Origin of the sequence: Caulobacter ginsengisoli (assembly GCF_030814835.1) — a bacterium.
Classification (GTDB): Bacteria; Pseudomonadota; Alphaproteobacteria; order Caulobacterales; family Caulobacteraceae; genus Caulobacter; species Caulobacter ginsengisoli.
The window spans coordinates 296923-311484 of sequence record NZ_JAUSVS010000004.1; the positions used below are offsets into that span (position 1 = coordinate 296923).

Here is a 14562-nt window from a genome sequence, read left to right on the forward strand (position 1 = left end):
TTGCATGCCCGTTACCGCCGCCATCGCCGAGGTCACGGCCCGTATCGCCGAGCGCAGCCGCGAGACCCGCGCCGCCTATCTGGCCCGCATCGATGACGCCCGCCAGTCCGACCCCGGCCGCGCCAAGCTCTCCTGCGCCAACTGGGCCCACGCCTTCGCCGCCAGCCCGGTCGGCGACCGGGTGCGGGCCATGGACCCCAACGCCCCCAACCTGGCCATCGTCAGCGCCTATAACGACATGCTCTCGGCCCACCAGCCGCTGGAACGCTACCCCGACCTGATCCGCGCCGCCGCCCGCGCGGCCGGGGCCACGGCCCAGTTCGCCGGCGGGGTGCCGGCCATGTGCGATGGCGTGACGCAAGGCCGGCCCGGCATGGAGCTGTCGCTGTTCAGCCGCGAGGTCATCGCCATGGCCACGGCCGTCGCCCTGACCCATGACGCCTTCGACGGCGCCCTGATGCTGGGGGTCTGCGACAAGATCGTGCCGGGCCTGGCCATCGGGGCCCTGGCCTTCGGCCACCTGCCGGCCATCTTCGTCCCCGCCGGCCCGATGACCAGCGGCCTGCCCAACAAGCAGAAGGCCAAGGTCCGCGCCCTCTATGCCGAGGGCAAGGTCGGCCGCGACGAACTGCTGGCCGCCGAGCAGGCCAGCTATCATGGCCCCGGCACCTGCACCTTCTATGGCACCGCCAACTCCAACCAGATGCTGATGGAGATGATGGGCCTGCATCTGCCCGGCAGCGCCTTCATCCACCCCAATACCCCCCTGCGCGACGCTCTGGTCGGGGCCGCCGCCAGGCGCTGCGCCGCCATCGGGCCGCGTTCCAACGACTGGATCCCGGTCGGCCACGTCTATGACGAGAAGGCGGTGGTCAACGGGGTGGTGGGGCTGATGGCCACCGGCGGCTCGACCAACCACTGCCTGCACCTGGTGGCCATGGCCGCCGCCGCCGGCATTCATCTGGCGCTGGAAGACCTCGACGCGATTTCGAAGGTCGTGCCGCTGATGGCCCGGGTCTATCCGAACGGCAGCGCCGACGTGAACCAGTTCCACGCCGCCGGCGGCATGGCTTTCGTCGTCCGCGAACTGCTGGCGGCGGGCCTGGCCCATGACGACGTGCTGACCGTCGCCGGCCGGGGCCTGGGTCACTACGCCAAGGAGCCCTTCCTGGACGGCGAGACCCTCACCTGGCGCGACGGCGCGACGGAGAGCGGCGACACCGACATCCTGCGGCCGGTCTCAGACCCCTTCGAGCCCGACGGCGGCATCCGCCTGCTCGACGGCGCGCTTGGCCGGGCGGTGATGAAGATCTCCGCCGTCGCCGCCGACCAGCAGCAGATCACCGCCCCCGCCGCCGTCTTCGACAGCCAGGACGCGCTCATGGAAGCGTTCAAGAGCGGTGGGCTGGACCGCGACGTCATCGCCGTCGTCCGCTTCCAGGGCCCCAAGGCCAACGGCATGCCCGAGCTGCACAACCTCAGCCCGCCGCTCAGCGTGCTGCAGGACCGCGGCTACCGCGTCGCCCTGGTCACCGACGGGCGCATGTCCGGCGCCTCGGGCAAGGTAGCCAGCGCCATCCATGTCACCCCGGAAGCGGCCGACGGCGGCGCCCTGGCCTATGTCCGCGACGGCGACGTCATCCGCCTGGATCCGCACGCCGGCGTCCTGGAAATCCAGGCCGACCTGAAGGGCCGCGAGCCCGCGCCCGCGCCATCGGCCGGATCGGGCTATGGCCGCGAGCTCTTTGCGCCGTTCCGGGCCCTGGTCGGGGCGGCCGACCGGGGCGCTTCGGTCTTCTAAGTCCAGGCTGTGCGCAATCCGGCGGATTTCGGCGGCAAATGGCGAGAGCTCGCCCCTGCCCAAGCGACTGATTCTATGGAAGCCTGAGCTCCGGATCGTCCTCCCTCTTTTCTCAGATCGCCCATGGTCGCGGCGCCTCGCCTCCTGTCGCTTGTTCTGGCCGGCGCGCTGACGCTTGGCCTCAGCGGCGCGGCCTCGCCGGCCGATCCGCGCCGCGCGGCCCTGGTGCTGTGGGCCTGGGACCGGCCCGAGGACCTGCGCTTCGCCCAGCCAGGCGATGAAGTGGCCGCCGTGGTCGGGGTGATCACCCTGTCGGGCGAAGCGGTGGTGGCGCGGGGCCGCACTGTGGCGCTGAAACTGCCGCCGGGGGTGCGCCGGACCGCCGTGGTCCATGTCGAGATCGACCCCCATAACCCCGCCGCCTGGACGCCGCGCCAACGGGCCGCCGCCGCCGCCGCGGTCCTGGCCTACAGCGACCTGGGCTGGGAGGCGGCGCAGGTGGATTTCGAGGTCCGCGCCTCGCAGCGGCCCATCCTGCTGGACCTGCTGACCGACGTGCGAGCCGGCCTGCCGTCTGGCCAGCGGCTGTCGATGACCGCCCTGGCGTCCTGGTGCGACACCGAGCAATGGATGAGCCAGGCTCCAGTGGACGAGGTGGTCCCCATGCTGTTCCGCATGGGACCGGGCGGGCAGGGCCTGCGCCGACGCCTGGAGGCCGGCGGCGACCTGCGCGAGCCGCGTTGCCGGGCCGCCATGGGCATGGCCGTCGACCAGCCGCTCAGCCGCCTGCCGCCCGGCCGGCGGCTCTATCTGTTCAACCCCAGGCCCTGGAGCCAGCCGGCTCTGGACGAGACCCGCGCGAGGATCGCCGCATGGCGCAACTGACTGTTCGATCGCTTCTGACGGCGCTCGCCGTGCTGGCGCTGGCAGGGCCGGCCCAGGCCTCGGGCGACGGGTTCATCGCCCCGCCGGTCCTGGACGTCTTCGGCGGTCCGCCCGGCGATCAGGCGCGCTTCTTCGCCGGCCAGCCGGGGGTGATCATGGCCAAGGCCCCGGAGGCGCGGCTGTTCATGGCCTGGCGGCTGCTGCACGGCCAGACCGTCGGGGCCACGGCCGGAGCGGGGCTGTCGATGCCCTGCTGCGACCCGGCCGTGGATCGGGACTATCAGGCGCTCGTCGCCTGGCAGGCGGCCCGCAAGCTGGTTCCCGGCGCACCCTCCAACGACCCGTGGGTCAGGATGGACCGGCCCCTGGGCAGCGGCGAGAGCCGGCCAAACTGCTTCGGCTCCGCTCTGGAGGGGGCCAGCGTCACCTTGAAGGCCCGCATCGCCCGTTGGGGCGCGGCCGACCCCGCCGTCCGGACCTGGCTGGCCGGCCAGGACGCGGTGTTCGAGGCCTGCGCCGGCAACCGCGTCCCGCTGCCGAGCCTGGCCGGCGCGCCCGACTGGCTGCTCAAGGACGGCGCCTACCAGGCCGCCGCCCAGCAGCTCTATCTGGGCGACAATCTGGGCGCCGCCCAGGGCTTCGCCGCCATCAGCCGCGATGCGGCCTCGCCCTGGCGGCGGCCCGGGCTGTATCTCACCGCCCGGGCCCTGCTGCGCGACGCCCTGGCCCGCCGCACGCCAGTGGCCGAGGCCAGCGCCCGCAAGGTGCTCGAGACCCTGGCCGCCTCGCCGCCCGGCAGCTGGGCGTACCGTGAGGCGGCGGCGCCGATGCTGCGTACGCTGGACTACTATCTCAAGCCCGATCTGCGCCGCGGCCAGCTCAAGACCGCCCTGGAAGGCCCGACCCTGCGGGCCGACGCCGCCGCCGATTTCCGCGACTATCTGGGCCTGAGCTTCAAACGGGCGGATCGCTCGGAAGTCTTCGACTGGATCGCCGCCCTGGAGTCGGGACCTTCGGAGCCGCGCAGATGGGACATCCCCGACGACCGCGCCTGGCGGGCCCCGGCGCTGGCCAAGGCGGCCGTGCGCTGGTCGGTGGGCCAGGATCCTGCCTGGCTGATCGCAGCCCTTAGCTTGGCAGAGCCGGCCGATCGCCAGACCGCCGCCCTGCTGATCGCCGCCCACAAGATCGCCCCCGACTCGCCGGCCTACCTGACCGTGGTCTGGCAGATGACCCGCCTGGAAATGGCCAGCGTCCCGGCGGCGAAGCTGCGGGCGCGGCTGGACGGCGTTTTGAAGCGCACGGACCTGTCGGCCACCGACCGCAACCTCTTCCTCGGCGAGCGGCTGCAGGTGGCCGCCGATGTCGCCGACTTCGCCCGCCTGGCGCCGCGCCAGCGTCTCTGCATCGCCGAAACGGTGGACGCCTGTCCGCGCTACGCCTGGCTGATGGGCGAGGGTGTCGAGACGGGGGTGGACCCCCAGACCCTGACCTGGGCCACCCAGCAGCTGATCGACCGCACGCCGCTGGCCGACCGCATGGCGCTGGGCGAGGCCCCCGGCCTGCCGGCGCCCCTTCGCCTCGACATCACCCTGACCAACTGGGCCCGGGCGGTCCAGCTGCAGGACAATGCCGCCATCGACAGGCTGTCCATGCGCCTGGTCACCCGTCTGCCGGCGCTGGCCGCCGACTGGCGGCGCATCGCCGCCACGCCGCCGGGGCCGGACAAGCGCTTCGCCGAGTTCCTGGTCCTGGCCAAGACGCCCGGCCTGCGCAGCGACCTGACCTCGGCCTATGTGCGGCCGGAGGGGACGGTGCGGCAGTTCCAGGGCTTCTGGCCGGACTGGCTGATCGCCACCAAGCCGCTGCCGCCCGCAACCAAGGGGCCGTCCTGGTGGGGCTTCGAAGGGGTCGACCAGACCTGCGAGGATCGCTGCGGCGCGGGCGCCTTCCCGCTGGCCGCGCCGGCCTTCATCCAGGCCGGGGCCGCGCGCATGGCCCGGGAGCGGGGCTATTTCGCCTATCTGCGCGGCGAGGAAACCGACGAGCGGATCACCAACGGCAAGCCCTATGCCGCCACACCGCCCGGCGCCGTCTCGGCCTGGGAGGAGGTGCTGGGCTGGGCCAGGGCCCACCCCGACGATCCGCGCTCGCCCGAGGCCCTCTACTGGCTGATCCGGGTCAGCCGCAAGGGCGCGAGCCACGACGGTTCAGGCCAAAGGGCATTCCGGCTGCTGCACAGCCGCTACCCCGGGTCGGACTGGACCAGGCGCAGTCCCTACTACTACGACTAGCTTCTAGCGGGCGTAGGCGTCGATGGCCGCCTGGTCGAAATACTCGTCCAGGCGGGTGATCTTGCCGTCCTCGACCTGGCAGACGATGCAGGCGGTGACCTCGGCCGTGGTCCCGTCGGGCCGGGGCCGGGTCAGGCGGTGCTGCTGCACGAAGCCGCCGGGGATGGCGTGGGTGCGGCGGTCCTCGTAGCGGCGGCCGGGCAGGTGTTTCACGAACAGGCCCAGGACCTTGAGATTGTCGGCCTTGCTGGTCTCGATCCCGTCGGTGTTGTGCCAGATCACCGCGTGGTCGGCGTAGCAGTCGGCGACGGCAGCGACATCGCCCGCCTCGATGGCGTCGAAGAAGCGCCTGGCCAGAGCCACCGTGTCGGTCATTGCACCCCCCTATTGTCCTGCGGCCCTGGCCACGATCCGGCACAGGCGGTCGACCGTCGTCAGATAGTCGGCCTCCTCGCGCATCTCCTGCTTCAGCCCACCGGCGATGGACGCCAGGCTCTGGCCAAACCCCGCCGGCCCGTCGAAGCTCGAAAGATCCAGTCCCGGTTCGGCGGCGATCTTCTCGGCCAGCAGGCTGGAAAAGCCCTCGTCGAGACGGCAGACCGAATGGCTGCTCAGCGTCATGCAGGCGGCCAGCAGTTCGGCTCCGTGCGCCGAGGCATGCAGCAGGCGGAAGAGGCGCAGGTCCTTGGCCAGGATGGTCGCCTTCAGGTTCTCGGCCAACGGCGCGCCTGGCCGCCACGCGCCGCCCGCCGCGGCCAGGGCCTCCTCGACCATGCGCTCGGTCAGGGCCTGGAACAGGGTCGCCTTGTCCTTGTGATGCAGGTAGAGCGCCGCCCGGCTGATTCCCGCCTCGCGCGCCACGTCGGCCATGCTGCTCCGCTGATAGCCGTAGCGCGAGAAGACCGTGACGGCGGCCTCAAGCGCCCGGTCGGCGGCGGATGTGGACGAAGTAGACATTTTATATCTAATCTGTCTAATCTGGCTCGAAGGCAAGCGGGAGACGGAAGATGGCGGACGACAAGGGTCTGGTATTGGTGAGCGGCGGCTCAGGCTATATCGCGGGCTTCTGCATCGCCCAACTCCTCGCGGAGGGCTGGTCGGTGCGGGCCACGGTCCGCAGCCTCGCCCGCGAGGCCGAGGTGCGCAAGCAGCTGTCGGCCATCGCCCCCGATCTGTCGAAACTCTCCTTCGCCGCCGCCGACCTCAATGCCGACGCCGGCTGGCCCGAGGCGGTCGCCGGCTGCCAGTATGTGCTGCATGTCGCCTCGCCCCTGCCGATCGCCAACATCAAGTCCGACGACGAGTTGGTCCGGCCGGCCCGCGACGGCGCCCTGCGGGTGCTGAAGGCGGCGCGGGACGCCGGGGTGAAGCGGGTGGTGATGACCGCCTCGACCGCCGCCATCGCCTACGGCCACGGCTCACGCAAGACGCCCTTTACCGAGGCCGACTGGAGCGACGAGACCAACCTCAAGGACACCTCGGCCTACGAGCGCTCCAAGACCATCGCCGAGAAGGCCGCCTGGGCCTGGCTGGCGGCGGAGGGCAATGGCCTGGAGCTGGTGACGATCAACCCGGTGCTTGTGCTGGGGCCGGTGCTGGGCAGTGACTTCTCCGGCTCCATCGAGGCGGTGAAGAAGATGCTGGAAGGCAGCTTCCCGGGCATCCCCAACTTCGGCTGGGCCATTGTCGATGTCCGCGACGTCGCCGACTTGCATTTGCGGGCCATGACCGACCCGGCGGCCAATGGCGGCCGGTTCATCGCCTCGAGCGAGTTCTGGTGGATGCGCCAGATCGCCGACCTCCTGAAGGCGCGCCTGGGCAAGGCCGCCGCCAAGGTCCCGACCCGCCAGCTCCCCGACTGGCTGATCCGCATCGTCGGCCAGTTCGACCCGGTGGTGAAGGAGCGGCTGTTCGAACTGGGGAAGGAGCGCCCGGTCTCGGCCGAGAAGGCCAGGACCCTGCTGGGCTGGCGGCCGCGCTCCAACGAGGAGGCGGTGATGGCGACGGCGGAGAGCCTCCTGGCCCTTGGCTTGGTGAAATAACAAACCACGTCATCCTGGGCCCTGTGCCCAGGATCCCGCGTTCCACTCGCTGGAACAGACGGGAATAACGCTGAACCGGCGCCGCTCGAGGGCCTTCCGCCCTTGCGGCCGACAGCGGGATTCCAGGCACAAGGCCTGGAATGACGGCTATTGGGGTTGCGCCACCTGAGCCGGAGCCTTCACCAGCCTGGCGTTGAGCAGGTTGGCCAGCCGCACCCCGGCCAGCTCGATCCGCTTCTGGGCCACCGAAACCACCCGGTTGCGGTAGGAGGCGGTCAGCACGTACGGCCCCGTCCCGTTCTCCACCGGATCGACATAGCCCGTCGACCGCGCCAGATCGGCGCTTTCCTGGAACCAGACGTCGGGATCGCCGATGGCGGCCAGGGCGTCGGGCGCCTTGGCCAGCCCCTCGGCGGTGTCCAGCACCGAGTCGATGTCGCGCGGCTTGCCCAGGGCATTGTCCCAGATGCTGTGCAGGTTGTCGGCGTCCTTCACCGCGCAGGCCTGGAAGCAGACCTTGACGAAATTGCCGCCGCTGTCGCCCTTGTTGTCGGCCAGGTAGCGGGTGGTCGAGTGCAGCGGCTGGTGGATGTCGCCGACCAGATGGATCAGCCAGGTCAGGTCGTAAGATCGCACGTCATCGCTGTCCGAGGCCGTCAGGGCGTCGGAAAAGACCTTGATCCGGCTGACGGCATTGACCTCTGGCGGCGTCGGAACGGCCGCGCCGGTCGGAGCGTAGGGCGCGTCGGCGAAGTGCCAGTAGCCGTGCACGTATCTGTCGCTGTAGCCGAGGTTCTGGCTGGCGATCGGTTCGACCGGGACATAGCCGTCCATGGTGTAGCTGCCGCGGACATCGTCAGGCCAGGCCGAGGCCTTGATGAAGGCGACCTGGTCCCGTTTCGACGCCGGCACGCCCGCGGTCCAGGTCGCATAGGCTGGATTGAGCTTGAGCAACCGCCCCGCCTCGGCCCGCGCCTCGGGGGTCATGTTGTCCCAGGCAACGGCCGCGACCAGCATGTGGCCCCGCCCGTTCCAGGCCGCCGCCGGCGTGGCCGCAGCCGCTAGCGCCAACGCGGCCGTCGCCGCCAGAATAAGCTTCCGCATGAAACCCTCCCGCTTATCGCGTCCCCGATGGACGATACACGCGTTGGGGGAATTGAAAACCTAGGCCAGCGACGTCGCCCGCGCCACCGGGTGGCTGCTCGACAGGCCGCCGTCGACCGCGATCGCCTGGCCGTTGACGTAGCTCGCCTCATCGCTGGCCAGGAACAGCGCCATGGCCGCGATCTCCTTCGGCTGGCCCGCCCGGCGCAGAGGGTTGAGCTGGCCGATCTTGTCGTCGGTGCCCTTGGCGCGGGCGCGGTCGAAGATGGGGGCGGTCATGCCGGTTTCGATCAGGCCCGGGCAGATGGCGTTGACGCGGACGCCGCTGCCGCCGAGCTGCTGGCAGGTGGTCTGGACGATGCTGATCACCCCGGCCTTGGAGGCGGAGTAGGGCGTGCCCCCCGCCCCGGAGCGCAGGCCGGCGACGCTGGCGGTGCAGATGATCGAGCCCTTGCCCTTGGGCACCATGACCCGGGCGGCGTGCTTCACCAGCAGGAAGGCGCCGATCAGGTTGACCCTTAGCAGGGCTTCCCACTGCTCGCCGGTCGATTCCATCATCGGGGTGAAGCCGCCCGACACCCCGGCATTGGCGAAGGCCACGTCCAGGCCGCCGAATTCGCTGACCGCCCGGTCGACCAGGGCGCTGACCTCGGCTTCCGAGCCGGCGTCGCCCTGGATGGCGATGGCCTTGCCGCCGGCGTCCTTGATCATCTGGACCGTGGTCTCGACGTCGGGCGAGCGGTCGAAGGCGACGATATTGGCGCCTTCCTGGGCGAACAGGATGGCGCTGGCCCGGCCGATGCCGCTGGCGGCGCCGGTGATGATGGCCGTGCGGCCCGCGAGGCGGCTCATGGTGTGTCTCCGTCAAACAGTTGTTTGGTTTATGCCGGGCGTGGCGGGAACAAGTCAACGCGAGCTTCCCTCGCGGCGCCCTCGCACGCCTGAAGCATTAACGTCCTGTCACTTGCGACCCAGGCGGGGCGGGCCTACGCCAGACCATCCCTTTCCGGAGCGTTTGCCGTGACCCTCGACCGCCGCCAACTGATGCTCACCGCCACCGCCGGGCTGGCGGTCGCCTCGCCCGCGCTTGCCGCGAGCGCCAAGAAGAAGCCGGTTCCCAGCCCCAACGCCCGGTCCGACGCCCTGATGGACCGGTTCGCCAACGAGATCATCGACGAGAGCCCGACGACCGCCACCGGCCTGGGCCTCGACAAGGGCAAGCGCGCCGCCCTGAAGTTCAAGCTGGGCGACCGCTCCTGGGCCAGCGTCGAGAAGGAGGCGGCCGAATGCGCCGTCCGCCTCAAGCGGATGAAGGCCATCGACCGCAAGCGCCTCTCCGGCCCCGCCTCGGTCGTCTATGACTCGGTGGCCTATGCCAATGAGCTGGGGGTCGAGGCCGGGCGGTTCAAATACGGCGACAACTCGCTGACCTCGGCGATGAGCGAGACGGCCACGCCCTATGTCGTCAGCCAGCAGGGCGGCGCCTTCAGCGAGGTCCCGGAATTTCTCAACAGCCAGCACCTGATCAACGCCCCCGTCGACTGCGAGTCGTACCTGGCCCGCATGGAGGCCTTCGCCGTCGTGCTCGACCAGGAAACCGACCGGGTGAAGCGCGACACGGGGCAGGGGGTGATCGCGCCGACCTACATCCTCGACAACGCCCTGGGCCAGTTGACGGGTTTCCGCGCCACGCCGCCGGCCGAGGCGTCGCTGACCCAGTCGCTGGCGACGCGGGCCAAGGCCAAGGGCTTTGCCGGCGATTGGGGCGGCAAGGCGGTCGCCCTCATCGAGGACAGGATCAACCCGGCCCTGGACCGCCAGATCGCCGCCCTGACGGCGGCCCGCGGCAAGGCCAACGAGGACGCCGGCGTCTGGAAGCTGCCGGACGGCGAGGCCTATTACGGCTGGCTGCTCAAGGTCGGCACCAGCACGCCGCACACGGCCGATGAAATCCATCGGATGGGCGTGGAGCAGAACGCCCAGATCGAGGCCCGCATGGACGCCCTGCTCAAGAAACAGGGCCTCACCCAAGGCAGCGTCGGCGAGCGGGTCCAGGCCCTGACCAAGGACCCGAAATTCCTCTACCCCAACACCGACGAGGGCCGGGCCAAGGTGCTGGCCTATCTGAATGGCCGCATCGCCGCCGCCAGAGCCGCCCTGCCGAAGATGTCCCGCCTGAAGATGAAGGCCCCGGTGATCGCCAAGCGGGTGCCGCCCGACATCCAGGACGGGGCGGGCCTGGGCTACATGAACTCCGGCTCGCTGGATGGCTCGCGGCCGTCGATCTACTACATCAACCTGAAAGACACGGGGAACTGGCCGATCTTCGCCCTGCCCAGCCTGACCTATCACGAGACCCTGCCCGGCCACGCCTGGCAGGGCGCGTACCTGGCCGAGCACAACGCCCCGCTGATCAACTCGCTGATGGGCTTCAACGCCTATGTCGAGGGCTGGGCCCTCTATGCCGAGCAGCTGGCCGACGAGATGGGCCTCTATGCCGACGATCCGTTCGGCAAGCTGGGCTACCTGCAGGCCCAGCAGTTCCGCGCCTGCCGTCTGGTGGCCGACACCGGCCTGCACGCCAAGCGCTGGACGCGGGTGCAGACCATCGACTTCCTCAGCAACGCCACCGGCCGGGCCCGCGGCGCGATGACCAGCGAGACCGACCGCTATATCGGCACCCCCGGCCAGGCCTGCGGCTACAAGGTCGGCCACTCCGAGATCAACCGCCTGCGCGACGGCGCCAGGAAGAAGCTGGGCAAACGCTTCGACCTGCGCGACTTCGATGACGCGGTGGTGGAGGCGGGCTCGGTGCCGCTGACCGTGCTGGCGACGGTGGTGGACACCTACGTGGCCAAGACCCTGGCGGCGAAACCCAACGCCAGGACGTGATCCACGACTGGGTCTTCTACGCCCTGGCCATCCCGGCGGTGATCCTGCTGGGCCTGGCCAAGGGGGGCTTCGCGGGGCTGGGGGTGGCGGCGGTGCCGCTGATGGCGCTGGCGACTTCGCCCGTCGAGGCGGCGGCCATCACCCTGCCGATCCTGATCGTGCAGGACGTCGTTTCGGTGTGGTCGTTCAGGAAGACCTGGAGCGGCAGGATCTTGTTGATCATGCTGCCGGGCACGGCCGTGGGCATCTTCCTCGGCTATAGCCTGGCCGCCTTCGTCAAGCCGGCGGTGGTCGAGCTGATGGTGGGGACCATCGCCGTGGCCTTCTCGGCCTATCGCCTGTGGGCCGACCGCCGCGGACCGCTGGCCCTGCCGACCGCCGGCCTGCCGGTTTGGCTCGACCGCGCGCTGGGCTTTGGCGCGGGCATCCTGGCCGGCTTCACCAGCCAGATCAGCCACGCCGGCGGCCCGCCGTTCCAGATCTATGTCCTGCCCAAGCGCCTGGCCCGCGACATCTTCATCGGCACCAGCGCCATCTATTTCGCGGTGACCAACTGGATGAAGGTCCCGGCCTATCTGGCGCTGGGCCAGTTCACCCGCGAGAGCCTGCTGACGTCCGCGGTGCTGCTGCCCCTGGCCATCGCCTCGACCTGGGCCGGGGTGTTGCTGGTGCGGCGAGTGTCAGGGGAGAAGTTCTACACGGTGATCTACGCCCTGCTGATCGTGGTGGGCGGCAAGCTGGTCTGGGATGGCGTGGCGGGGCTGGTCTAGACAGTAACCTCACCCAGCGTCGTGAGCCCGGCGAGGGTTTCCAGTCGCAGGCGATAGCGGCCTGGCCGCACCAGGAAATTGGCCTCCTTGGCGCCGACTGGCGGGAGATACTGATCGGCGGGCACGCTGGCGGCAGGATCGGCCGCATGGAAGGCTTGGACCAGCGCCAGGCCCTCGAACGGCGGCAGCGGCGCCGTCACGCGGCGACGGCCCGGCGCGGCGGCCAGCCAACCTGGGCGGCCGAACTGGTCGGGCAGGGCCGGGTGGAACACCGCCAGGTCCGCTGTCTCCATGCCCGCGCCGATGCAAACGCCTGCCGAAGTCTCGACGATGATCGGCCGCTGGGGCGCGAAGCGGGTCAGGACTTCCTGGGTGAGGCGACCGTCGGGGGCATGCGGGCCGAACGACCCGGTGCTCGACTGGCTGACCGTCAGGGGATCGATGCCGGTTGTTTCCTTCAGCCGGCGCGCCATCCAACTTTTGCCGCCGTCGTCCAAGCCTTCGCGCAGGTGTGAGTATCCGACATGGATCAGCAGGCGCGCCTTCGGATTGGCGGTCAGGAAGGCGGCCAGGTTGGCGGCCTCGGCCGCCTCACGCTGAGCAATCGCCTCGACCATGGCTGTCTTGGTCGGATCGCGCTGATCCTCTCGTATCTCGTACGAAGCCAGACGATAGCCCAGCTCCAGGGAATAGCGCACGGCCTCCGCGAAGACTGGATCCAGCGTGTAGTTTCCCATCTCGGGGTTGAAGGCGTCGCCCGCGGCCAGGCTGGATACGTTCGGCCAGTCGGGCTCGTTGACGAAGGTTTCCGCCGCGAAATGGGTGAAACCTTCAAGCCGCAGCGCTTCCAGTACGCACGCCAGAAAGGCCCTGTGGCGCGAACAGACATGGGCTTCATTTAGAATGACGACCCGCCGGCCTCGGGAAGCCTGCACGATACGCTGGATGGCGTCGGTGACCGTCAAGTTCTCGGCCGGCAGGCTCAGCGCCGGATTTTGCTGCTTGGCGGCCCCAGCCAGGGCCGTGACTTCGTCGCCCAGATAGGCGGCGAACTGGATGGAATAGCTGGGGCTGGCCTTGACGGTCTTGTCCTGCAGCCCCTGCCAGAACGGCAGATAGCGGCCCTGGCCATAGAGCAGGTCCGATGGGTCTTCCGCCGCACGGGCCAGGCTGGATATCGCCAGGGTCGGGCCAACGGCGGCCAGGAACGCGCGACGGTTAATCATGGAGCCCCCAGAACTACTGATTGAGCGCCAGAAGACCTCAGCGCGAGGGATCGGTCCAGCCTAGACCTTGACCATCCGCTTGCCGATGTTCTCCCCGGCCAGCAGTCCGATCAGCGCCGCCGGCAAATTCTCCAGCCCCTCGATGACATCCTCCCGCACCTTCAGCTCCCCCGAGGCCACCCAAGCCTGCAGGTCGGCCAGGGCCTGGCTGCGCTGGTCGTCGAAGTCGGAGACGATGAAGCCAGTTAGATGCAGGCGCTTGGTGACGATCAGGCCGGGGATGCCGCGCGGGCCGTGGGCCGGGGCGGCGCCGTCATACTGCGAGACCGCCCCGCAGCAGGCAATGCGGCCGTGGACGTTCATGCCGAACAGGCAGGCCTCCAGGATGTCGCCGCCGGTATTGTCGAAATAGACGTCGATACCGCCCGGGCAGGCGGCCCGCAGCGCCTGGCGCAGATTGCCGCCCTTGTAGTCGACGGCCTCGTCGAACCCGAGCTCGGTCTTGAGCAGGGCGCACTTGGCCTCGCCGCCGGCGACGCCGACCGTGCGGCAGCCCTTGATTTTGGCGATCTGGCCGACGATCGAACCGACCGAGCCGGCGGCGGCGGAGACCACGACGGTCTCGCCGGCCTTGGGCTTTCCGCATTCGAGCAGGCCGAAATAGGCGGTCAGGCCCGCCACGCCATAGACGCTGAGCAGGTGGGTCAGCGGTTCCATCTTCGGGATGGCCGCCAGCCGCTTGGCGTTCAGGGCCGCATAGTCCTGCCAGCCGGTGTCGGCGAACACCAGGTCGCCGGGCTTGAGGTGGGCGGCCCCGCTCTCGACCACCTCGGCCAGCGATCCACCGGCCATCACATCGCCCGCCTGCAGGGCCGAGCGGTAGGTCGCCCCCTGCATCCAGGCCCGGTTGGCGGCGTCCAGCGACACGTAGCGGGTCTTGACCAGCACCTGGCCGTCCTCGGGCGAGGGGACGGCGGCCTCGGTCTGGCGGAAGTGCTCGGGGCCCAGCCGGCCCTGCGGCAGTTCGGCCAGGACGATCTGACGGTTGGTGGGCATGGCGGCCTCCCTGATGTGGCGGCTCACTCTGCCCGCTTGCGTCCGGCCCGGGTAGGCCTATCTTGGGTGTGGGGACGGCATGCACGAGGTCAAACGATGTTGAAATCTGCTCTCTTCGCAATCATCGCCACGGCAGCCGGGATCGCCGGCGCAGCCCAGGCCACGCCGGCCGACCAGCCGGCCACGCGCAGCTGCTTCTTCATCAACCAGTGGCGCGGCTGGTCGGCGCCCGACAACCAGACCCTGCTGCTCAAGGTCGGCAACCGCGACGTCTACAAGGTCACCCTGACCGCCGGCGGTTCGGCCTCGATCAACTGGCCGGGCGTCCATCTGGTCTCGCAGGTCCGCGGCTCGAACTCGGTCTGCTCGGCCCGGGACCTCGACCTGTCGGTGTCGGACAGCAATGGCTTCCGCGAGCCGCTGTTCCTGGGCCAGATGACCAAGCTCAGCCCCGAGGAAGTCGCCGCCCTGGCCCCCCGGGACCGGCCGTAA

General features: G+C 70.0%; 13 protein-coding genes. 7 read left to right on the top strand and 6 right to left on the bottom strand.

The features are described from left to right. The first annotated feature begins 4 nt into the window (after positions 1 to 4). The 3 genes from edd to QO010_RS13120 all read left to right on the top strand — a co-directional run bounded on the left by edd (position 5) and on the right by QO010_RS13120 (position 4980). The gene (gene edd / locus QO010_RS13110; protein ID WP_307349787.1) at positions 5 to 1801 is read left to right on the top strand and encodes a phosphogluconate dehydratase; all 1797 of its coding nucleotides are present in this window, start codon (positions 5 to 7) and stop codon (positions 1799 to 1801) included. Between the two features lie 123 nt (positions 1802 to 1924). After that, the gene (locus QO010_RS13115) at positions 1925 to 2686 is read left to right on the top strand and encodes a hypothetical protein (protein ID WP_307349788.1); all 762 of its coding nucleotides are present in this window, start codon (positions 1925 to 1927) and stop codon (positions 2684 to 2686) included. Next, complete coding sequence (locus QO010_RS13120; protein WP_307349790.1) at positions 2674 to 4980, top strand: hypothetical protein; 2307 nt, start codon at positions 2674 to 2676, stop codon at positions 4978 to 4980. The genes QO010_RS13115 and QO010_RS13120 overlap by 13 nt, the downstream gene beginning before the upstream one ends. A 3-nt stretch (positions 4981 to 4983) precedes the next feature. Here the strand turns inward: QO010_RS13120 and QO010_RS13125 are convergent, their stop codons facing one another. Further along, entirely contained in the window at positions 4984 to 5355 is a 372-nt protein-coding gene (locus QO010_RS13125) for a nuclear transport factor 2 family protein (protein ID WP_307349792.1), read from the bottom strand. A gap of 9 nt (positions 5356 to 5364) precedes the next feature. Further along, positions 5365 to 5937 carry a TetR/AcrR family transcriptional regulator gene (locus QO010_RS13130; protein ID WP_307349794.1) on the bottom strand — a complete coding sequence of 191 codons (573 nt, stop codon included), beginning with the start codon at positions 5935 to 5937 and terminating at the stop codon, positions 5365 to 5367. A gap of 50 nt (positions 5938 to 5987) precedes the next feature. On the opposite strand from QO010_RS13130, the gene QO010_RS13135 reads away from it, so the two are divergent. Continuing rightward, complete coding sequence (locus QO010_RS13135; protein WP_307349796.1) at positions 5988 to 7022, top strand: SDR family oxidoreductase; 1035 nt, start codon at positions 5988 to 5990, stop codon at positions 7020 to 7022. 147 nt (positions 7023 to 7169) lie between these two features. Here the strand turns inward: QO010_RS13135 and QO010_RS13140 are convergent, their stop codons facing one another. Further along, positions 7170 to 8126, bottom strand: coding sequence for a S1/P1 nuclease (locus tag QO010_RS13140; RefSeq protein ID WP_307349798.1), 957 nt, complete (start codon positions 8124 to 8126; stop codon positions 7170 to 7172). Positions 8127 to 8186: 60 nt separating this feature from the next. Further along, positions 8187 to 8978, bottom strand: coding sequence for an SDR family NAD(P)-dependent oxidoreductase (locus QO010_RS13145; RefSeq protein ID WP_307349800.1), 792 nt, complete (start codon positions 8976 to 8978; stop codon positions 8187 to 8189). A gap of 168 nt (positions 8979 to 9146) precedes the next feature. Between QO010_RS13145 and QO010_RS13150 the strand changes: the two genes are divergently transcribed. Next, a complete protein-coding gene (locus QO010_RS13150) occupies positions 9147 to 11018 on the top strand; it encodes a DUF885 domain-containing protein (RefSeq protein ID WP_307349802.1) in 1872 nt (623 codons plus the stop codon). After that, positions 11015 to 11788 carry a sulfite exporter TauE/SafE family protein gene (locus QO010_RS13155; RefSeq protein ID WP_307349805.1) on the top strand — a complete coding sequence of 258 codons (774 nt, stop codon included), beginning with the start codon at positions 11015 to 11017 and terminating at the stop codon, positions 11786 to 11788. Before QO010_RS13150 ends, QO010_RS13155 begins: the two co-directional genes overlap by 4 nt. Here the strand turns inward: QO010_RS13155 and QO010_RS13160 are convergent. Continuing rightward, on the bottom strand, positions 11785 to 13014 hold the full coding sequence (locus QO010_RS13160; RefSeq protein ID WP_307349807.1) for a hypothetical protein: 1230 nt from the start codon (positions 13012 to 13014) through the stop codon (positions 11785 to 11787). The genes QO010_RS13155 and QO010_RS13160 overlap by 4 nt on opposite strands. 60 nt (positions 13015 to 13074) lie before the next feature. Next, positions 13075 to 14070, bottom strand: coding sequence for an NADP-dependent oxidoreductase (locus QO010_RS13165; protein WP_307349809.1), 996 nt, complete (start codon positions 14068 to 14070; stop codon positions 13075 to 13077). A gap of 96 nt (positions 14071 to 14166) precedes the next feature. On the opposite strand from QO010_RS13165, the gene QO010_RS13170 reads away from it, so the two are divergent. After that, positions 14167 to 14562 (top strand): hypothetical protein, encoded by a 396-nt coding sequence (locus QO010_RS13170; RefSeq protein WP_307349810.1) that lies wholly within the window; start codon positions 14167 to 14169, stop codon positions 14560 to 14562.